The sequence below is a fragment of the Mesorhizobium sp. M0040 genome (assembly GCF_040323505.1).
Lineage (GTDB): Bacteria > Pseudomonadota > Alphaproteobacteria > Rhizobiales > Rhizobiaceae > Mesorhizobium.
On sequence record NZ_JAMYVA010000042.1, the window covers coordinates 1 to 17,718 of the forward strand.

Below are 17,718 nucleotides of genomic sequence, written 5' to 3' on the forward strand. Positions count from 1 at the left end.
TCACAGCCATCATGCGAAAGCTCATCATCCTCGCAAACGCACTACTCAGGGACAATCGGACCTGGACACCATCTCTCCCTTGACCAACACGGATACTCTAGGCGGCTGATTTTGCGGCAAACCGACGAGGCCGCGGAGCCTATGCTCCGCGGCCTCGTGAGGCTGTGATCACCGGGCGCTTACTTGCCGCAGTGGTTGTCATTCACCGTCGGCGCCATCGTGCCCGGAGCCTTGCCGGTCGCATCGGGCATAGCCCCCTGCGGGCCCGGCGGGCAATTCCGGTCGGCATTCGAATTCGTCGTTGAGAAATCGCGAATGCTGTTGGTGATGGTCGAATCCGTGCCGGTGTCAGGGCCGCCATTATCCGGCACTACGACCGTCCGCCCGCTCCCGTCGGCAGCGGCTCCGGACGGGTCGCCGACGTTCTGGGCCATCGCTGACGTGGCCAGACCGATCGTAAGCGCCGAAGCTGCGAGAATTTTCGTGAGCATGATGCTTCTCCTTTTTACGAGGGTCGTCGCGTTGCGACTACGAAAACAACCGTTCGGGCGGGCGAAGGTTCCGACAAATTCCCCATGAAATTCAGCATGTTCTCAGGTGTTCAAAGCGGCCGCCATGCCATTCTCCGCGGGCATGCTTCTGTGGACTTTTCTAACGGCACAGCCCGGCATTTTGCTCGCCGCATGAGCGTACGTCTTACCGTTCCGCCGGAACAGGAATGCTTCTTGCGAGTTCATACCTTTGTACAATGCGACGCGCTGATGCGAATGGCGGCAGCGCAAACAAGGAGAGCAGACATCATGGGCCTTGGAACCATTCTCATCATAATCTTGGTCCTTGCCTTGCTTGGCGGCTTCAGCGGCTTGGGCGGCGGACCGTTCTATGGCACCGGCTATTACGGTGGTGGCGGCCTCGGCCTGGTGTTGCTTATCGTCATTATCCTGGTCCTGCTTGGGCGCATTTAATGCATGTCGCGCAAAAGTGTGCAGCGGTTTTGTGATAGACATGCATAAAACAGGTATCTAAAGCGCATCGCATGAGGCCAGTCGAACGCGACGCGCCTTAGTGTCACGCTCGCGACAAAAACGCCTGCCGCTTGGCAACAAGCGCCGGGCGTTTTGTCGTGAAGAGACAAGATTTCCAAGATCCTTGGCCAACCAGGATCCCTGGCTAAAAAGGGCCACCCGGTGCCGAACCTTTCGGCACCGAGGACACCACCATAGCAGCAGCTTAGTGTTGGCGATCGGCGGCCAGCGCTTCTTTCAGATCGGCGCTGAGCACACCCTCGTTGAACAGTGACATGATACGGGCGGCCAACCGCTCGCGGACAGGACTGTCGTCCGCAACACCCAACTCACGGCAGCAATCGTCGAGCGCTTTTTTCAGCACGCTCAGTTCGGCTGGAGTTGCTGCACCTTGCATCGACATGCCATCCTCCCTTGAAAAAGGGCGAAAGCGCGAAGCGTCTTTCAAGCGTCCACTCGCCATGTCTGTGTGGACGACTCCAATTCAATTAGCGCCGCTCTCGTCCAAACTCAATGTACGGAAATTACCAAACAGACAGTTTGGGAACGACTGCCTTGCACCTGCATTGTTGCTGCGATCCAACCCACCCCTCATTTGGATCACTGGGCGTAGCCCACGACGCCCGAATGGAGCCCGCCGCATCCCTCGCGACGGGCTCTTTCGCGCCGGACATTCCCAATTGTTGTTTTCGTACCAAGCGGTCTTTGGTACGTTTCCATCTCTAACTTTCAGTCGGATGTTTTCGTAGGCAAGCGGCAGGAGAAACTGCCGTGCATCGATTCATTTTTTATTTAGTAGGCCCCATACTTTTCAGTGCCTATATGAGCGTTATCGTTCGCAGGTGATACCGGGCGCGGACGGCTGGGAGATCAAAAAGCTCTTGCCCTGTTTTGGGCCAAGCTATGTCTGATCCAGCAATTTCCAACAAAAGCCTATACAAAAACAAACTGTTGGGCCGGATGAGCGCCGACGATTTCGCATTTCTCGAGCCGCACCTCGAGCGCTGTTCGCTGGAGTTGCGGCAATCGCTCGAGGTGTCCGGATCGCCGATCGAGGCCGTCTATTTCTTCGAGGACGGCATTGGTTCAGTGGTTGCGAAAATGCCGAACGGCAGCGATGCGGAAGTTGGCCTTGTCGGCTTGGAAGGTATGACCGGCTCGGCCCTGATAATGGACGACGACCGTACGGTCCATGATTGCTATGTGCAACTGGCCGGAGAAGCCGCCAGGATCGACGCCGAGCCGTTCAAGGTGGCGCTGACGCAAAGCCCGACGCTGCGGCTGTTCTTGCTGCGCTACGTGCAATATCTGCATGTCCAGACCGGCTATACCGCGCTGGTCAACGCGCGATCGAAACTTGAAGACCGGCTGGCGCGCTGGCTGCTCATGTGTGACGATCGGGTGGACGGCGGCCGGCTGACGATCACTCACGAATTCCTGTCGATCATGCTTGGCGTAAGACGTCCGGGTGTCACGGTCGCGCTGCAGCTGCTCGAGGGGCGAGGGCTCATCCGGTCCCGCCGCGGCGAAATTATCATTCGCGATCGCGATGGTCTCGTCGCACTGGCGGATGGCGGCTACGGCCTGGCCGAGGCCGAATATACCCGCCTGGTCGAGCATATCGGCGAGCGCTGACGGCGCTTTCCTGGCCGATTGCTGCCGCAGGTCGAGGCCCCTTGCGACACTACACGGCGGGTCGGAAAAATTTTCAAGGCTCCCGGACCGTCAGGGAACTTGTTTCCCGTCGGAGGGTTATGGGACGCCTCTACTTTGCGAGGCGGCACCAACCATTCGGGAGAGGATCATGGCGACCACGAAAAAGGCCGCGAAGGCGGCAAGCAAGGGCCTTGAGGATCTGTTCCTCGACGGGCTCAAAGACCTCTACTACGCCGAGAAGAAGATACTGAAAACACTGCCCAAAATGGCCAAGGGCGCGGAGTCGGAAGAAGTGACCGCCGCCTTCGAGAAACACCGCGTGGAAACCGAAGGACATGTCGACCGCCTCGAGGAGGTGTTCGAGAAATTCGGCAAGCCGGCCCGCGGCAAGACCTGCCCGGCGATCGACGGCATCATCGAAGAGGGCTCGGAAGTGCTCGAGGAGTATAACGGTGCTCCCGCGCTCGACGCCGGGCTTGTCGGTGCGGCGCAAGCCGTCGAGCATTACGAGATCGCTCGCTACGGCACTTTGATCGCGTGGGCGGAAGAACTCGGCAAGAGCGACGTTGTCGAGCTGCTCAGGGCAACTCTCAAGGAAGAGGTCGCGACCGACGAAGCGCTTTCCAAGCTCGGCGAAAGCGGTGTCAACGAACGCGCAATGCAAGAAGCCGCTTGATTTCAAAACCGCAACCGAGCCTCGGAAATGGTTGCCAAGGCTCGGTTGGCCGCGGTGAACTGGTGAATTCTGCATTGGTCTGTCATGAACGGTAGAGCGGGCAGCTAGAGCCTTGAAGCGGTGCATCGCTGCGGGCTTACTCGATCTGATCGAACGTGCATTGCCGGGGCTCTTTGTCCGGCCGCCAGCGCAACAGCTTGGTTCCGTGCCGGAACCGGTCGCCTGTCACATGGTCGAAACGAACCTCGACCACCAGTTCAGGCTTTATCGGCTCCCATTGTCCGCTGCGCTCCGTGCTCCAGCGGCTTGGCCCGCCCGGCGCCTTGCCGGTGAAACCCGGTTTGGCCCGCAGTTTTTCCAGCCGCCTGGTCAGCGCCGCCCTGTCGTCCTTGCCGATGGTCGAGGTGAATCCGACATGATCCAGCCTGCCTTCGTTATTGTAGAGGCCAAGCAGCAGAGATCCGACTTCGTTGCTGCCGGCGAGATAGCGAAAGCCGCCGACCACACAATCCGCAGTGCGCAGCCGCTTGACCTTGACCATGGCGCGCTCGCCGGGCCGGTATGGCCCGGCGATCAGTTTTGCAACGACACCGTCGGTCGAGCCATGGCCGGCGCCTTGCAGCCAGCGCTCGGCGGCAGCGGCGTCGTGCGTATATTTGGACAGGTGCAGTTCGGGCCGTGCCGCCGACGCGACAAAGGCCTCAATCGCCTGCCTCCTGGTGGTGAGAGGCTCTTCGATGATGATCCCGCCGCCGGGTTCGGCCAGCATGTCGAACAGGACCAGCATGGCAGGCGTCTCGAGGCTCAACTTGCGGATCCTGCTTTCGGCGGGATGAAGGCGCATTTGCAGCGCCTCGAACGAGGACGATCCGTCGATCTCGATGACGATTTCGCCGTCGGCAACAAACCGCCGCGACCTCACATCGCGCAGCACCGCGACCAGTTCGGGAAAATAGCGGCCAAGCGGCTTGCCCGATTTTGCACGCAGATCGACGGCATCGTCGCCCTTGAACACGAGGCAGCGAAACCCGTCCCATTTCGGTTCGTACTGCCAAAGCCCGTCGCCGCCAGGAATTGCGTCGGCGGCTTTGGCTTCCATCGGACGAAGGTCGAGCGGCAACGGAAATGCGGTCATGGCTGGTCCGCGCCGCCGCTGAGGCATTCGCTACCGTCGCCGGCCATTCCCCTGCGCCCCGCTTTCCCGCCTCGGCACCTTGCGGCCGGTTTGGTCGGGTGAAGGCGACCGCGGATCGACCTCGTCGGACCCACCGATCTCCTTGGTGATGCGATAGGCCAGATAAGCGACGGCTCCGGCAAGCAGCAAGCGGACCATGACTGCAAATCCTTCGTTGGTGTGAACCCACCAACCCGCAGGCCGAAGGTTTTGTTCCGCCGCTGCCCATCGCCGGGGTGAATCGTCGGCGGCGCAACCAAAATCCAAGCGCATCGTTTGTTGCTTATCGACGAAACGAATTTGCGATGAAGACGCTCTTGCCCTTGTTCGCTTTGACCCTGGCGCTATTCTTGGCCAGCAGCGCTTGGCCTGACGGGTGACCGCGATGCTCCTCGTTGTTCCGGTCTGGCAGGACATCGCGGCACGACTGCTTCTGACCGCGCTCGCCGGCCTGTTGATAGGCCTCAACCGCGAGGCGCGCGGGCACGCGGCGGGGCTACGCACCACCGTGCTGGTCGGATTGGCCGCCGCCATCACAATGATCCAGGCCAGTATTCTGCTCGAGACCGTTGGCAAGCACCCGGATTCGTTTGCATCGATGGACGTCTTGCGCTTTCCGCTGGGCGTGTTGACCGGCGTCGGCTTTATCGGCGGTGGCGCCATTCTTCGCCGCGGCAATCTTGTCAGCGGCGTCACCACGGCGGCCACGTTGTGGGTGATGACGGCGATCGGATTGGCTTTCGGTGGTGGCCAATACGGCTTGGGCGCGGCCGGCACGGCGCTGACGCTGGCCACCTTGCTGGTCCTGAAATGGGTGGACCTTCGAATGTCGCGCGAACACCATGCCCAGTTGGCACTGACGTGGAAGGCCGCGGCTCGACAGGAGCTCGATGCGCTCATCGGGCCGCTTGGCTACCAGGCACGCCTCGTCGCAATAGAGAGGCGCCCAGATCTCAAGGACCCTGTTTTCTCGTTCGAGATCAGTTGGAGGCGCCCGGACACTGGCGCACCGCCAATGGATCTGCTGGCATCGGTGGGCGAGCATTGCGAGATCCAGAAGTTTGATCTCCTCAGCGAACCTGCCCGCTAGCTGGCGGCTTGCAACGATCGCGGCCTGAATCAGGCCATAGCTTCTCCACACCCCTTTCGATACCTATCTGTCGAGGCAGGACTCAAGGAGCAAGCAAAAGACCGTGGCACAGCGATCGGGAAGTGCTGATCTTCCACTTCACGGCGGACGCGTGCCGAAATGGCTCGGCGACCGCATGGCGCGGCTGGGCGCGGTCATGTGCGAGGCGATCATCCACCATTACGGCCGCGATGAGTTGCTGCGCCGGCTGGCGCATCCGTTCTGGTTCCAGTCCTTTGGCGCCGTAATGGGGATGGACTGGCACTCTTCCGGCATCACCACCAGCGTCGTCGGTGCCTTGAAGCGCGGTCTGTCGCCGCTTTCCGGCGAACTCGGCATCCACGTTTGCGGCGGCCGCGGCGCGCATTCGCGCAAGACCCCGCACGAGCTTGCCCTGATCGGCGAGCGTGTCGGCCTTGACGGGCAAGGCCTCGCGACTGCCAGCCGGCTTGTCGCCAAGGTGGACAGCGCCGCGGTCCAGGACGGTTTCGATCTCTATCTGCACGGCTTTATCGTCACCGACGACGGCAAGTGGGTGGTGGTGCAGCAGGGCATGAACGGCGACAGCAAGGTGGCGCGCCGCTATCACTGGCTGTCCGAAGGCCTGAAGAGCTTTGTCGACCAGCCGCATGCTGCCATCGAGGGCGCCAACCAGGGCGAGATCGTCAACCTGACCGACCGCCGCGCTGAAGCGTCGCGCCAGGGACAACTGGACCTTCTGCACGACCTTGGACCGGATCGCATCGTGAGGGAGCTTGCCGCTTTGGAGCGGGGTTCGGCGCCAGCGCCGGAGCCGGCACAAAAGCTGCTGCCGCATCTGGTGATGCCGGCGCACCACGATGTGCGCGAAAGCGATGTCGTCATGCGCCGCCTGCACGGCAACATCGCGGCGGCGGCCGAGCGCGGCCCGACAGATTTCGCCGGGCTTCTCCTGGTGCCTAATGTCGGCGCGCGCACGGTGCGGGCGCTGGCGCTGGTCGCCGAAGTCGTGCATGGCGCGCCGTGCCGTTTTTCCGATCCAGGCCGTTTCTCGCTGGCGCATGGCGGTAAGGACAGGCACCCGTTCCCCGTGCCGCTGAAGGTCTATGACGAGACCATCGGCGTACTGAAGTCGGCTGTCCAGAAGGCCAGGCTCGGCCGTGACGAAGAGATCGGCGCCTTGCGGCGGCTGGACGACCAGTCGAGGCAGGTCGAGCGCTATGTCACCGGCCCAAGCCTGAAGGAAATCGTCGCCGGGGAGTTCGAGCAATCGCATCTGCTCGGCGGCCGCAGCGTCTTCGGTTGGGAGGTCGTACCCGAAACGGCCGCAGTCAAATCAACGAAGTGATCGGCTCGGATCAAGCCTCCAAGTCGATCAGGGCGACGCCGAGTTCGGGACGGTGCCTGCGGCGCAGATGGCCAGGCGTCTCCACCAATGTGACCTCGAGCGTCGGCCGCACGATGCCGTCCAGCAGATGACCGCCCCTCGTGGTGCCGTCACTCAATCCAAGGACTGCGTGGACGTGCAAGCTGGGCCTGCCGTCGTCGCCGATGGCAACATCGCCGATCGCGCTCAGCACTTCGCACTGTTCCCGGACGGGGATTTTCCGATAGGTCTTTTCCCCGGGGTCGAACCAGCCGACAGTCGCCGTTTCGAAAGCACCGAGCGCGGTCAGCGACGCACTGCCAACGCCGTGGTCGACCGCAAACGCGGTCAGCTGCGCAAACGCCTCGTCGCCGGGATCAAGCACAACGACGAACGTTCTCTGTCCGGCGCTTTCGGCAACAAGCTGTGATTTCATGATTTCGCTCCAGCCGTCAGGAATTCAAATCCACCACACCAGCAATGCCAGCAAGACGAGGCCCACTAGGCCGGCGATGAAAATGATCCGGCGCGCCCGCGTCCGCAGGATGATCTCGCCCTGCCGCGCCTGTTCCGCTGAAAAGACAGGACCATCCTTGTCCCGGTCGTTGCTCATCCATCGTCTCCTTTCGGGCAATTATTCAGCATTGAATAGATCTGGCGCCCGATAGAACACAATCTCGTTTGGCTGATGAGGTTCCACGATGGACCATCGACGGTTGGAACCGACTGGGACTCGGCCGTCTGCCGAGGCGGGACGGAGATCGACCACGAGATGAACCAGCCGGCTTGGGATCGGCTGGGGCGCCGTTTGCATTTATTCCTTCGGCGCTGTGGCGGGAGCGGTATAGCGGCGGCGCACCGCATTCAGGACGTGGTTGCGGCTCTCCTGCGCCGAAAGTGTCCCGTCTTTCTCCGCTTCGGCGGTTTCGCGCGCCAGTTCCTTGTCCCTGATCTGGTGGCGAAACCATTCGGAATAGTCGCCGGCGCGCAAATGATGTTCCCAGGTCCTGTCGTCGATGCCCTCGGCGATCTGGGCGAAAATCATCAGATTATGGGCGCGGAGGTTCATCGCATTGTCGGGGCCGCGGAAATAGAAGCTGCCCTTCTCGTCGAGCTGGCCCTCGGCATATTTGCGGCTGTGGCGCTTGAGCGACTGTCGCGGTTCGATCGGCTCGACCATGGCAGGTTTCTTGCGCGCCTGCGGCCGCCAGAACAGCACGCGCTGGTCTTTTGGAGAGTTCAGGTCCTTGTCCTTTGGCGGTTCGGTGCCGGTCTCGTGACAGAACGTCTTGATGACCTTTTTCGCCTTGGGGCCGAGTGCGATGACGGCGGTGACCAGCCGCAATGCCTCGGTTGAGATCGCGTCCGGATGAACCGTGATCAGGATCGTGCCCGGCAATTCCATGGCCAGCACCATTGGCGTGTCGTCGCGCCGCTTCGGCAAGAGGTGATGCGCCTCGTCGATGATCAGCCAGTGTGGTCGTGCCGTGCGGAAGCGAACACCGCCAAGGCCCGGCAGCAGGTCGGCAAAGAAGTCCGGCCGCTCGTTGACGCGCAGCGCCAGGCCATTGACGACCAGATTGTTGTCCGGCTTCTCCAGGAGATCGAGCAACTGCGTCTTCGTCGGCGCGTTCGAGCCGTCGCCCAGCCGGACGGCGCCTTCGAGGCCGTCATAGTCGCCTTCCGGATCGAAGATGCAGAACTGGAACTTTCTCTCGACGAAGCGCTCCGTCAGTGCGGTTGCCAGGGTCGATTTGCCGATGCCGGAGCTGCCGGCGATCAGCACCGTATCGGTTGGCGACAGATACACCTCCTTGCCATCCTCCGAGCCAAGCAGAATGCCGTCGCGGTTCGGCACAAGCTCGCGATCGCGCTCCACCACCTTGGCGATCAGTTCCTCGACGCCTTTTCCGCGGGCGCCGCGTGTCACGAGATCCGCCGTTTCCTTGACTGCCGGCAGTGCGTTGTCGACGGCGACGCTGAAGCCGCAGGCGCGCAGGAAGGCGTGGTCGTTTTCGGCGTCGCCGACACCGACGACGTTGTGCGGCGACAATCTGAGGTCCTGAAGCGCGGCTGTCAGCCCGGTCGCCTTGTTGATGCCGCTGGGCAGGATCATCACCGCGCCCTTGTTGAAGATGATTTCCAGCTCCAGCCCCAATTTCTTGATGACCTCGAGCGCGGTAGCCTGATGCGGTTCCCAGGTTGCGACGATCGAGCGCCCGACCGAAAGCGGTTTGACACCGCGTTTCCTGAGTTTGGCGATGAACTCGGGGGCGGGCGGCGGAGATATCGTCCGCTCCTCCTCGCTGGCCGGCGTGTAGATCAGCGCCCCGTTTTCCGCGACCACCTTGTCGAAGATCGCGACTTCGGGAAAGACGCGTTTCAGGTCGGGCAGCTCGCGCCCGGTGACGAGAATGAGTTTGCGGCCGCTCTTCTTGAAGCGTTCAAGCGCCGCAAGCGTCTTCTCGGCAACGACCCCTTCATGCGCCAGCGTGCCGTCATAATCAGTGGCCAGGGCAATGAAATACATGCCGTCAATAGCCGCCCACGATCGGCAATATCTCGCCGGTGATGTAGCTCGAGCAGTGCGGCGAGGCGAGGAACACGTAGGCCGGCGCGATCTCCTCCGGCTGGGCCGGCCGTTTCATCGGCGTGTCAGCGCCAAATTTCGAAACATCGCCGGCTTCCTTGTCCGAGGGGTTGAGCGGCGTCCAAACAGGGCCTGGCGCCACGGCGTTGACCCTTATGCCCTTCTCGACAAGGTTGCCCGAGAGCGCGCGGGTAAAGGCATGAATGCCGCCCTTGGTCATGGAGTAATCGACCAGTTGCTTCGAGCCCTCGATGCCGGTCACTGAACCGGTATTGATGATCGCCGAACCGGGTTTCATGTGCGGCACGGCCTCCTGCGCCATGTGGAAATAGCCGTAGAGGTTGGTCTTCAGCGTCGTGTCGAAATGCTCCTCGGTCAGCTCGCTGAAATCGCTGGAATGGATCTGGAAAGCGGCGTTGTTGACCAGCACGTCGATCCGCCCAAACTCCTGCACGATCTCAGCCACCGCGTTGTGGCAGTGGTTGCGTTCGCTGACGTCGGCCTTGATCAGCATGCAGCGCCGGCCTTCCGCTTCGACGGCCCTTTTGGTATCTTTGGCGTCCCTATCCTCCGAGAGATAGACGATCGCCACATCGGCGCCTTCACGTGCATAGAGCACGGCCACCGCACGGCCGATGCCTGAATCGCCGCCGGTAATGACGGCCACTTTGCCGTCGAGCTTTTTCGATCCGATATAAAATGGCGCATCGTAAAGCGGCGCCGGCTCGATCGCCCATTCATGGCCCGGCTTCGGCTGGTGCTGCTCGGGGAAGGGCGGCTCGGGATATTTGCGGGCGCCGGCCTGCATGGCGCCTTTTTGCTTGCCATTGGATTTGGACTTGTCCTTCTCGTCGATACGGCGCTGGATGTGCCGCTGCTTGGCGGCCTCGCCGGCGATTTCCGATTTCATCTGCATGGTCATCTCCCTGGCTTGAAACCCAACAACGCATGTCCGGCGAAAAGGTTTATGCGACCACGTCATTCCTTGAGCCCGGCGACACGCTCCAGCAGCGGCCGTTGCAGCAGCGGCAGATAGCCGACGGCGCTGAAGGCCGCGTTCCTGACGCCTTGCATGATGCCGTTGTCCGATTGGGCCAGCGAGAGGATGCGCTCGCTGAGCGTGATCCACCGTTGCCCCACCGGGTGGCGTTCGCTTGTGTAGCCGGCAAGCGTGCCGTCGACGAAACGCCTGGCGAATGACGCGGCGTCCTCGATGCCGAGATTCATGCCGCGAGCGCCCAGCGGCGAATGGACATGCGCGGCATCGCCTCCCAGGAAGGCGCATGCGGTTTGATAACGCGGTGCCTGTCGCACCGGAATATGGAAGCGGTCGGTCCGCAACAACCGCGTGATCCGGTAATTGCCGGGGATGCGGGCCAGCGCATCCTCGGTGTTGGAGACCGCGCGATAGCGCTTCTCGCCGATCGGGATGACGAAACCGACGTCGCCGTTCCTGTGAAGAAATGCGTGGGCGGCCATCGGCTCATAGGGCCAATCGTCGATGTCGGCGTCGGCAATGCTCCATTGCCGCCGATGCGTGTAGCCATCGAAGCCGATGCCCATGGCATCACGCACCGTGCTTTGCGCACCGTCGGCTCCGAAGACAAGGTCGAAACTTGCCTCGTCACGGCCGTCTGGCGCCTCGATCCGCACCTCGGCCCGGCCTTTGTGCTCGACCATGCCGACAAATGTGCTTCGCCATTCGACGTCGATGCCAAATCCCTTGAGCGTATCGGTCATCAGCGATTCGGTGTCGCGCTGCGGCAGCGACAGCAGAAAATTATGGCGGTGGGGCAGGATCGAGAAATCGATCTCGCCGAGCGCTCGTCCTTCGAAGTAGAAACGGGCTCGGCGAATTTTCAATCCTTCGGCGAGCAATCGGGCAGCGACTTTGGACGGTTCAAGGATGTCGAGGCTGTGCGAACTGATGCCGACCGCCTTGGCGAGCGGCGTCGGGCCTTCCTTGCGGTCGATGATGCGAGGTGCAATGCCGCGCCTTGCCAGTTCGACTGCCGCCGTCAGCCCGGTCGGGCCGGCGCCGACGATCAGGATGGAAGCGTCCCGCGAAGCCGTCATCGTCAGGCGTCAGCTTTTTGGCAGTGCGTAGGCAATGATGTCGTCGCCGATCCTGGTCTCCATGAAATGGTGGCCGCCGGGTGCAAGGGTCGCCAGCCAGGTCAGGACATAAAGCCATACACCGGCGGCATTGCCGGCAAGCAGCAGGCTGCCGGCGGCCAGCAGGGCGATCCCGGCGGGCAGATAGTACCAGGATCCGCCCAGCGCGATCAGCCAGGCACCGCCCCCTCCGATCAGCAGGCCGAGGATCGTCAGCAGCGCGCCGACGAACATCGTCCACCAGAAGGCAACGCCGGACCGGCGGCGAATGGGATGGGGGTGGGGGATGATCATGATGCTTATCCGGGTGAAACAGAACGTGACCTCATCCGAACGTATGGAGGGTTCGATGGTTTCCGGTCAGCCCGACCTGATGGGCCAGGGCGAGGTAACCATTCTGTGATCTCCGCTGCCCCAGCCGGAACTTACCCACGCAGACGCAGTTAGGGGTTTTGGGGGGTGAATACGGTTTGCTGGATGCGAAATCGGCGAGGGGATGCCGCAGGTCTTTTCAAGGAGCGCCAACGGCATTTCACGCTTCGCTCTGTGGGGCGCGTGTTTCATGGCGATCTTTGCGGCTCTCGGCGGCACCGCCGTCCTGCGTTCGGACTTCGTCACCGGCGTTGGCCGGCCGTTGGCGCAACCAGTGCCGTTCAGCCACAGGCACCATGTCGGCGAGCTTGGCCTCGATTGCCGTTATTGCCACAGCGGCGTCGAGACTTCGTCATCGGCGGGTCTGCCGGCGACCGAGGTGTGCATGACCTGCCATTCGCAGCTTTTCACCAACGCGAACATGCTGGCGCCGGTACGGGCAAGCCTTGCCTCCGGGCAGCCATTGCAGTGGCAGCGGGTGAACAGTGTCCCCGACTTCGTCTATTTCAATCATTCGATCCATATCGCTAAAGGCGTCGCCTGCGAGACGTGCCACGGCGAGGTCGACGACATGCCGCTGATGCGGCGGGCGCATGCGCTGTCGATGGAATGGTGTCTTGGATGTCATCGCGACCCCGACCCTAATTTGCGTCCGCCGCAGGACGTGTTCCTGATGCACTGGAAGCCGCCGGCCGATATCGCCGAAATCCGCCGATCGCTCATCAGCCTTCTCGATATCCACCCCGAGACCATGACCGACTGTTATGTCTGCCACCGCTGACAAACCGATCGCGGCTCCAGACATGGCCGGCCTGCGCCAACGGCTTTCGCCCGGCCCGGAGCTGTGGCGAAGCCTCGACGAGCTCGCCGATACGCCGGAATTCCGCCGCTGCGTCGATGCCGAATTTCCCTCGATCGCCGAGCGCATCCCGCGGCTCGACCGGCGCACGCTGCTGAAGCTGATGGGTGCATCGCTGTCGCTGGCGGGGCTTGCGGCGTGCAGCGAGGCCGAAGACATCCTGCCTTATATCCGCCAGCCGGAAAACATCGTTCCCGGCAAGCCGCTTTATTACGCGACCACGCTTTCGAGCGATGGCTACGGCATCGGTGCGGTGGTCGAAAGCCATGAGGGCCGGCCGACCAAGGTGGAAGGCAATCCCGACCATCCGGCCTCGCGCGGTGCGACGGACGCCATCATGCAGGCGGCGGTGCTGTCGCTTTTCGATCCCGATCGCTCGCGCATGCCGCTGAAACACGGCGAACCGGCGGCCTATGGCGACTTCCTTGCCGACATGGCCGAGCTCACCTCCCGGCTGGCCGGCTCAGGCGGTGCCGGCGCGGCGCTGCTGATCGAGGCGACGACCTCGCCCACCATGAAGGCGCAGCTCGAGGCGCTGCGCGCGCGCTACCCCAGGCTGAGGCTGTTCCAGCACGATCCCCTGGCAACGCCGTCCGGCGCCCAAGCCACGCAGACCCTTTTCGGCAGGGCGCTTGCACCGGTCTACCGGTTCGATCGGGCCGACGCGATTGTCAGTCTCGACGCGGATTTCCTGGGCGAGGGCCCCGGCCGTCTCGCTTACGCCCGTGACTTTGCCGCGCGGCGTCGCGTGCGCCGGGCAGACGATACGATGAGCCGGGTCTATGCGGTGGAATCGACGCCGACGATCACCGGCGCTGCCGCCGATCACCGCCGGCCGGTGCGGCCGAGCGAGGTCGAAGCCGTCGCCGCGGCGCTGAGCGCGGTGCTTGGCGGCGAAGCGGCGCCAAGCGCCTTGGCATTGGACCCGGCCTGGGTGGCTGCCGCCGCGGACGACCTGAAGGCGGCCGGCCGCGCGGCGCTGATCGTGCCGGGCGCCCATCAAACACCGTTCGTCCATACCGCCGCCCTTGCCATGAACGCGCGGCTTGGTGCGCTTGGCAACACCGTGGAACTGATCGAGCCGCCCGACGCGATGCCCATCCAGGGCGACCTCGCGCGTCTTTGCCAGGCGATCGCCGTGCGAGACATCGACACCGTTGTCATACTTGGCGCCAATCCTATCCACACCGCACCTGCGGGGCTTGGCGTCCGCGACGTGTTTTCGCGGTTGAAGCTTCTTGTCCACTGGGGACTCTACCGCGACGAAACCGCCTTCGTCGCACACTGGCACATCCCTGCCGCGCATGACCTCGAGAGCTGGAGTGACCTGCGCGCCCATGACGGAACCGCGTCGATCGTGCAACCGCTGATCAGGCCGCTTTACCAGGGGCGGGCGGTGCATGAAATCCTGGCCGTGCTTGGCGGTGAATTAGCTGTTTCTGCGCTGCCGCTCGTCCGCCGGACATGGGCACAAACGACTTTGGCGCAAGCACTGGACGATCCCGCGTGGCGAAAGGCGCTTCGCGACGGCTTTGTATCCGGCAGTGCCAGCACTCCAGTCAATGTTGCGATGCCGGCGGATTTGCGCGGCCTGAACCCGCGCGTCGAAGCGGCCAAAGGCGTCGAAATTCGTTTCGTCGCCGATCCCTGGCTGCGCGATGGACGCAATGCCAACTCGTCCTGGCTGCAGGAATTGCCGCGGCCACTGAGCAAGATCGTCTGGGGCAATGCAGCGCTGATGTCGCCGGCGACGGCGGGGCGGCTTCAGGTGGAAAACGCCCGGGTCGTCAATATCGCCTCGAACGGCACGGACATCGATGCGCCGGTCTGGATCATGCCTGGCCATCCCGACGAGACCGTGACACTTGCTCTGGGCTTCGGCCGGAAGCTCGGTTCGGTGGCAGCACTCGCCGACGGCCACGACGCGTACAGGCTGCGAAGCCTCGAGGCTCCCTGGATCGTCTATGGCGCCACGGTCGCGCCGCGGGACGGCAGTGCGCGGGTCATCACCACGCAACACCATCAGGCGATGGAGGGCAGGGCGATCGTTCGCCATGCCTCGCTCGAGGCCTTCCGCAAAAATCCACACTTCGTGCGCGACGGCGCCCCGCCCGCGCCAACCGGATCGCTCTATCCCGACTGGCAATACAGCCAGGAAGCCTGGGGCATGTCGATCGACCAGTCGGCATGCATCGGCTGCATGGCTTGCGTTTCTGCCTGCCAGGCGGAAAACAACATCGCCACCGTCGGGCCGGACGAGTCGGCACTCGGCCATGAGATGCATTGGCTGCGGATCGACCGCTACTACTCCGGCCCGCTCGACGATCCCGACGTCTTTTTCCAGCCGGTGCCTTGCATGCATTGCGAGAAGGCGCCGTGCGAGGTCGTCTGTCCGGTCAACGCCACCACCCACACCCATGACGGGCTGAACGCGCAGGTCTACAACCGCTGCATCGGCACGCGCTACTGCTCGCAGAACTGCCCCTACAAGGTGCGGCGCTTCAACTTCCTGGACTTCCAGGAATTCGACAAGGATGCGGCCGGACCGGAACAGGCCGCGCACAATCCAGACGTCAGCGTCCGTTCGCGCGGTGTGATGGAAAAATGCACCTACTGCGTCCAGCGCATTTCCGAAAAGCGCATCAAGGCTCAGATCGAAAACCGCCACATCGCCGACGGCGAAGTGGTGACCGCCTGTCAGCAGGCCTGCCCGACACAGGCGATCGTTTTCGGGGACCTCAACAGCAAGGGCGCCGCTGTCGTGCAGGAAAAAGCAGCGCCGCAACACTACGCCTTGCTCGAGGACCTCAACACGCGACCCCGCACCACCTATCTCGGCAAGATCAGGAATATCAACGGCCGTCTCTCGCCAGGCGGGAAAGCCGATGGCTGAGGCTATTGCTGGAAAACCGGGCGCACTGCCCGTTCTGCGCGGCCGGCACGACCTTCCGGAGATAAGCGGCCGTATCAGTGCGATCGTCCTCGACGGCAGGCTGCCGCGCTATTTCTGGACCGCGTTTTTCGCCTGCTTCGTCTTCGTCCTCATCTTTCTCTATTCGATTACCTATCTGATCTCGGTCGGCGTTGGCGCCTATGGCGTCAACATTCCGGTTGTCTGGGGCACGATGATTGGCAATTTCGTCTGGTGGATTGGCATCGGCCACGCCGGCACGCTGATCTCGGCGGTGCTTCTGCTTCTGCGCCAACCATGGCGCGCCTCGATCAACCGCTTTGCCGAGGCGATGACGCTGTTTGCCGTGGCGATGGCGGGGCTTTTCCCGATCCTGCATCTCGGCCGCCCGTGGTTCTTCTACTGGCTGCTGCCGCTGCCCAACACGCATATGCATTGGCCGCAATGGCGCAGCCCACTGGTCTGGGATTTCGCGGCGATCGCCACCTATGCCAGCGTTTCGCTGATGTTCTGGTATATGGGCCTGCTGCCCGATCTCGCCGTCCTGCGCGACCGGGCGAAATCGCGCCCGGCGCAGCTGTTCTATGGGATACTGGCGCTCGGCTGGCGCGGTTCGGCCTTTCATTGGGCGCGCTACCAGACCGTCTATTTCCTGATGGCGGCACTGGCCACGCCGCTGGTCGTCTCGGTGCATTCTATCGTCTCGCTCGACTTCACCTTCGCCATCACGCCGGGCTTCCATTCGACTATCTTTCCTCCCTATTTCGTTGCCGGCGCGCTGCTGTCCGGCTTCGCCATGGTGCTTACCATCGCCATCCCGCTGCGCTGGGCGTTTTCGGTCCAGGATCTGATCACGCTGCGGCACATGGACAATGCCGCCAAGCTGATGATCGCCGCCGGCATGATCGTCATCTACGGCTATGCCTCCGAGGCTTTCTTCGCTTGGTATTCGGGCGAAACCTATGAGCGCACGATGATGTGGCAGCGCGCCTTCGGACCCTATGCGCCGCTGTTCTGGACCATGCTCGCCTGCAACGGCGCTGTTTTGCAATTGCTCTGGTTCCGGCGGGTGCGCCTCAACATGGCGGTGCTGTTCGCCATTGCCCTGATCATCAATGTCGGCATGTGGATCGAGCGCTACGTCATCGTCGTCACCGGGCCAAGCCGCGATTACCTGCCGTCGTCCTGGGGCGAACAATCACTGAGATGGCTCGACTTCGGCATCCTGTTCGGCTCGATCGGCACCTTCTTCGCATTGGTCTTCCTGTTCATCCGCGTCCTGCCGGCCATCACCATTTTCGAGGTCGAGGAGCTGGCCGGGGAGAGGGGCGGCGCAAGATGAGCCTTTACGGCGTCATTGCGGCTTTCGCCGATCCCGAAGCGCTGACCGAGGCGGTCCGCACCATGCGGGCGCGCGGCTACCGGCGCATGGACGCGTTCTCGCCGTTCCATGTGCATGGGCTGGCCGACATGCTCGGCATGCGCAAGACGCGCTTGCCATGGGCCATCCTTGGCGGTGCCGTCGCCGGCGCGGTGTTTGTCTATGGCCTGATCCTCTATTCGGTCGAGATCGATTTTCCGCTCAATGTCGGCGGCCGGCCGCTGCATTCCTGGCCGGCCTTTCTCGTCATCGCCTTCGAGGCCGCGATACTTGGCGCTGCGCTGGCCGCATTCTTCGGCATGCTGGCCGCCAATCGCCTGCCCGAATATTATCACCCGGTCTTCAACGCCACGAGCTTCACCTATGCGCGCGGCGGCAAGTTCTATCTGCTCGTCGAGGCCGCCGATCCGAAGTTCCGCAAGGGCGTGACCAAGGGCCAGCTGACACGGCTCGGCGCCGAAACCGTCGAGGAGGTGGAGGCGTGA

The 17,718-nt window shown here is 62.8% G+C and carries 19 protein-coding genes; 9 read left to right on the plus strand and 10 right to left on the minus strand.

What is annotated here, in order from left to right; translation table 11 throughout:
• Positions 1–179 precede the first annotated feature (179 nt).
• A complete protein-coding gene (locus NKJ91_RS25915) occupies positions 180–491 on the minus strand; it encodes a hypothetical protein (protein WP_352457800.1) in 312 nt (103 codons plus the stop codon).
• A 309-nt stretch (positions 492–800) separates the two neighbouring features.
• Between NKJ91_RS25915 and NKJ91_RS25920 the strand changes: the two genes are divergently transcribed.
• A complete protein-coding gene (locus NKJ91_RS25920) occupies positions 801–965 on the plus strand; it encodes a DUF3309 family protein (RefSeq protein ID WP_023677107.1) in 165 nt (54 codons plus the stop codon).
• Positions 966–1,230: 265 nt separating this feature from the next.
• Here the strand turns inward: NKJ91_RS25920 and NKJ91_RS25925 are convergent, their stop codons facing one another.
• Positions 1,231–1,428, minus strand: coding sequence for a hypothetical protein (locus tag NKJ91_RS25925; protein ID WP_292655400.1), 198 nt, complete (start codon positions 1,426–1,428; stop codon positions 1,231–1,233).
• A gap of 557 nt (positions 1,429–1,985) precedes the next feature.
• On the opposite strand from NKJ91_RS25925, the gene NKJ91_RS25930 reads away from it, so the two are divergent.
• Both NKJ91_RS25930 and NKJ91_RS25935 read left to right on the plus strand, forming a co-directional pair.
• Positions 1,986–2,660, plus strand: a complete 675-nt coding sequence (locus NKJ91_RS25930) for a Crp/Fnr family transcriptional regulator (protein ID WP_502903634.1) — start codon at positions 1,986–1,988, stop codon at positions 2,658–2,660.
• A 169-nt stretch (positions 2,661–2,829) separates the two neighbouring features.
• Complete coding sequence (locus NKJ91_RS25935) at positions 2,830–3,357, plus strand: YciE/YciF ferroxidase family protein (RefSeq protein WP_352457802.1); 528 nt, start codon at positions 2,830–2,832, stop codon at positions 3,355–3,357.
• Positions 3,358–3,493: 136 nt separating this feature from the next.
• Here the strand turns inward: NKJ91_RS25935 and NKJ91_RS25940 are convergent, their stop codons facing one another.
• Both NKJ91_RS25940 and NKJ91_RS25945 read right to left on the minus strand, forming a co-directional pair.
• Positions 3,494–4,492, minus strand: a complete 999-nt coding sequence (locus NKJ91_RS25940; RefSeq protein WP_352457803.1) for an ATP-dependent DNA ligase — start codon at positions 4,490–4,492, stop codon at positions 3,494–3,496.
• A 30-nt stretch (positions 4,493–4,522) separates the two neighbouring features.
• The gene (locus tag NKJ91_RS25945) at positions 4,523–4,690 is read right to left on the minus strand and encodes a hypothetical protein (protein WP_023677102.1); all 168 of its coding nucleotides are present in this window, start codon (positions 4,688–4,690) and stop codon (positions 4,523–4,525) included.
• Between the two features lie 226 nt (positions 4,691–4,916).
• On the opposite strand from NKJ91_RS25945, the gene NKJ91_RS25950 reads away from it, so the two are divergent.
• Positions 4,917–5,621 (plus strand): MgtC/SapB family protein, encoded by a 705-nt coding sequence (locus NKJ91_RS25950; protein WP_031194456.1) that lies wholly within the window; start codon positions 4,917–4,919, stop codon positions 5,619–5,621.
• Between the two features lie 103 nt (positions 5,622–5,724).
• Positions 5,725–6,987 carry a DUF763 domain-containing protein gene (locus tag NKJ91_RS25955; RefSeq protein WP_352457804.1) on the plus strand — a complete coding sequence of 421 codons (1,263 nt, stop codon included), beginning with the start codon at positions 5,725–5,727 and terminating at the stop codon, positions 6,985–6,987.
• Positions 6,988–6,997: 10 nt separating this feature from the next.
• Here the strand turns inward: NKJ91_RS25955 and NKJ91_RS25960 are convergent, their stop codons facing one another.
• The 6 genes from NKJ91_RS25960 to NKJ91_RS25985 form a co-directional block, all read right to left on the minus strand.
• Positions 6,998–7,441, minus strand: a complete 444-nt coding sequence (locus NKJ91_RS25960; RefSeq protein WP_352449580.1) for a PPC domain-containing DNA-binding protein — start codon at positions 7,439–7,441, stop codon at positions 6,998–7,000.
• Positions 7,442–7,465: 24 nt separating this feature from the next.
• Positions 7,466–7,618, minus strand: coding sequence for a peptide ABC transporter permease (locus NKJ91_RS25965; RefSeq protein ID WP_352457805.1), 153 nt, complete (start codon positions 7,616–7,618; stop codon positions 7,466–7,468).
• A 201-nt stretch (positions 7,619–7,819) separates the two neighbouring features.
• Positions 7,820–9,535 carry an HAD family hydrolase gene (locus NKJ91_RS25970; RefSeq protein ID WP_352457806.1) on the minus strand — a complete coding sequence of 572 codons (1,716 nt, stop codon included), beginning with the start codon at positions 9,533–9,535 and terminating at the stop codon, positions 7,820–7,822.
• Positions 9,536–9,539: 4 nt separating this feature from the next.
• The gene (locus tag NKJ91_RS25975; RefSeq protein WP_352457807.1) at positions 9,540–10,511 is read right to left on the minus strand and encodes an SDR family oxidoreductase; all 972 of its coding nucleotides are present in this window, start codon (positions 10,509–10,511) and stop codon (positions 9,540–9,542) included.
• 62 nt (positions 10,512–10,573) lie between these two features.
• Positions 10,574–11,671, minus strand: a complete 1,098-nt coding sequence (locus NKJ91_RS25980) for an FAD-dependent oxidoreductase (RefSeq protein ID WP_352457808.1) — start codon at positions 11,669–11,671, stop codon at positions 10,574–10,576.
• 9 nt (positions 11,672–11,680) lie between these two features.
• Entirely contained in the window at positions 11,681–12,004 is a 324-nt protein-coding gene (locus tag NKJ91_RS25985; RefSeq protein ID WP_352457809.1) for a hypothetical protein, read from the minus strand.
• Between the two features lie 202 nt (positions 12,005–12,206).
• Between NKJ91_RS25985 and NKJ91_RS25990 the strand changes: the two genes are divergently transcribed.
• The 4 genes from NKJ91_RS25990 to NKJ91_RS26005 are packed head-to-tail and all read left to right on the plus strand — an operon-like array spanning position 12,207 to position 17,718.
• Positions 12,207–12,863, plus strand: a complete 657-nt coding sequence (locus NKJ91_RS25990; RefSeq protein WP_502903635.1) for a cytochrome c3 family protein — start codon at positions 12,207–12,209, stop codon at positions 12,861–12,863.
• Positions 12,847–15,834, plus strand: coding sequence for a TAT-variant-translocated molybdopterin oxidoreductase (locus NKJ91_RS25995; RefSeq protein ID WP_352457811.1), 2,988 nt, complete (start codon positions 12,847–12,849; stop codon positions 15,832–15,834). Before NKJ91_RS25990 ends, NKJ91_RS25995 begins: the two co-directional genes overlap by 17 nt.
• Positions 15,827–17,194, plus strand: a complete 1,368-nt coding sequence (nrfD, locus tag NKJ91_RS26000) for an NrfD/PsrC family molybdoenzyme membrane anchor subunit (RefSeq protein WP_352457812.1) — start codon at positions 15,827–15,829, stop codon at positions 17,192–17,194. Before NKJ91_RS25995 ends, nrfD begins: the two co-directional genes overlap by 8 nt.
• Complete coding sequence (locus NKJ91_RS26005; protein WP_352457813.1) at positions 17,191–17,718, plus strand: DUF3341 domain-containing protein; 528 nt, start codon at positions 17,191–17,193, stop codon at positions 17,716–17,718. Before nrfD ends, NKJ91_RS26005 begins: the two co-directional genes overlap by 4 nt.

Excerpts from the sequence above, each read along its gene's own strand:
- NKJ91_RS25915 (WP_352457800.1), bottom strand. The coding sequence starts at position 491 with ATGCTCACGAAAATTCTCGCAGCTTCGGCGCTTACGATCGGTCTGGCC.
- NKJ91_RS25920 (WP_023677107.1), top strand. The coding sequence starts at position 801 with ATGGGCCTTGGAACCATTCTCATCATAATCTTGGTCCTTGCCTTGCTT.
- NKJ91_RS25925 (WP_292655400.1), bottom strand. The coding sequence starts at position 1,428 with ATGTCGATGCAAGGTGCAGCAACTCCAGCCGAACTGAGCGTGCTGAAA.
- NKJ91_RS25930 (WP_502903634.1), top strand. The coding sequence starts at position 1,986 with ATGAGCGCCGACGATTTCGCATTTCTCGAGCCGCACCTCGAGCGCTGT.
- NKJ91_RS25935 (WP_352457802.1), top strand. The coding sequence starts at position 2,830 with ATGGCGACCACGAAAAAGGCCGCGAAGGCGGCAAGCAAGGGCCTTGAG.
- NKJ91_RS25940 (WP_352457803.1), bottom strand. The coding sequence starts at position 4,492 with ATGACCGCATTTCCGTTGCCGCTCGACCTTCGTCCGATGGAAGCCAAA.
- NKJ91_RS25945 (WP_023677102.1), bottom strand. The coding sequence starts at position 4,690 with ATGGTCCGCTTGCTGCTTGCCGGAGCCGTCGCTTATCTGGCCTATCGC.
- NKJ91_RS25950 (WP_031194456.1), top strand. The coding sequence starts at position 4,917 with ATGCTCCTCGTTGTTCCGGTCTGGCAGGACATCGCGGCACGACTGCTT.
- NKJ91_RS25960 (WP_352449580.1), bottom strand. The coding sequence starts at position 7,441 with ATGAAATCACAGCTTGTTGCCGAAAGCGCCGGACAGAGAACGTTCGTC.
- NKJ91_RS25965 (WP_352457805.1), bottom strand. The coding sequence starts at position 7,618 with ATGAGCAACGACCGGGACAAGGATGGTCCTGTCTTTTCAGCGGAACAG.
- NKJ91_RS25970 (WP_352457806.1), bottom strand. The coding sequence starts at position 9,535 with ATGTATTTCATTGCCCTGGCCACTGATTATGACGGCACGCTGGCGCAT.
- NKJ91_RS25975 (WP_352457807.1), bottom strand. The coding sequence starts at position 10,511 with ATGCAGATGAAATCGGAAATCGCCGGCGAGGCCGCCAAGCAGCGGCAC.
- NKJ91_RS25980 (WP_352457808.1), bottom strand. The coding sequence starts at position 11,671 with ATGACGGCTTCGCGGGACGCTTCCATCCTGATCGTCGGCGCCGGCCCG.
- NKJ91_RS25985 (WP_352457809.1), bottom strand. The coding sequence starts at position 12,004 with ATGATCATCCCCCACCCCCATCCCATTCGCCGCCGGTCCGGCGTTGCC.
- NKJ91_RS25990 (WP_502903635.1), top strand. The coding sequence starts at position 12,207 with ATGCCGCAGGTCTTTTCAAGGAGCGCCAACGGCATTTCACGCTTCGCT.
- NKJ91_RS25995 (WP_352457811.1), top strand. The coding sequence starts at position 12,847 with ATGTCTGCCACCGCTGACAAACCGATCGCGGCTCCAGACATGGCCGGC.
- nrfD (WP_352457812.1), top strand. The coding sequence starts at position 15,827 with ATGGCTGAGGCTATTGCTGGAAAACCGGGCGCACTGCCCGTTCTGCGC.
- NKJ91_RS26005 (WP_352457813.1), top strand. The coding sequence starts at position 17,191 with ATGAGCCTTTACGGCGTCATTGCGGCTTTCGCCGATCCCGAAGCGCTG.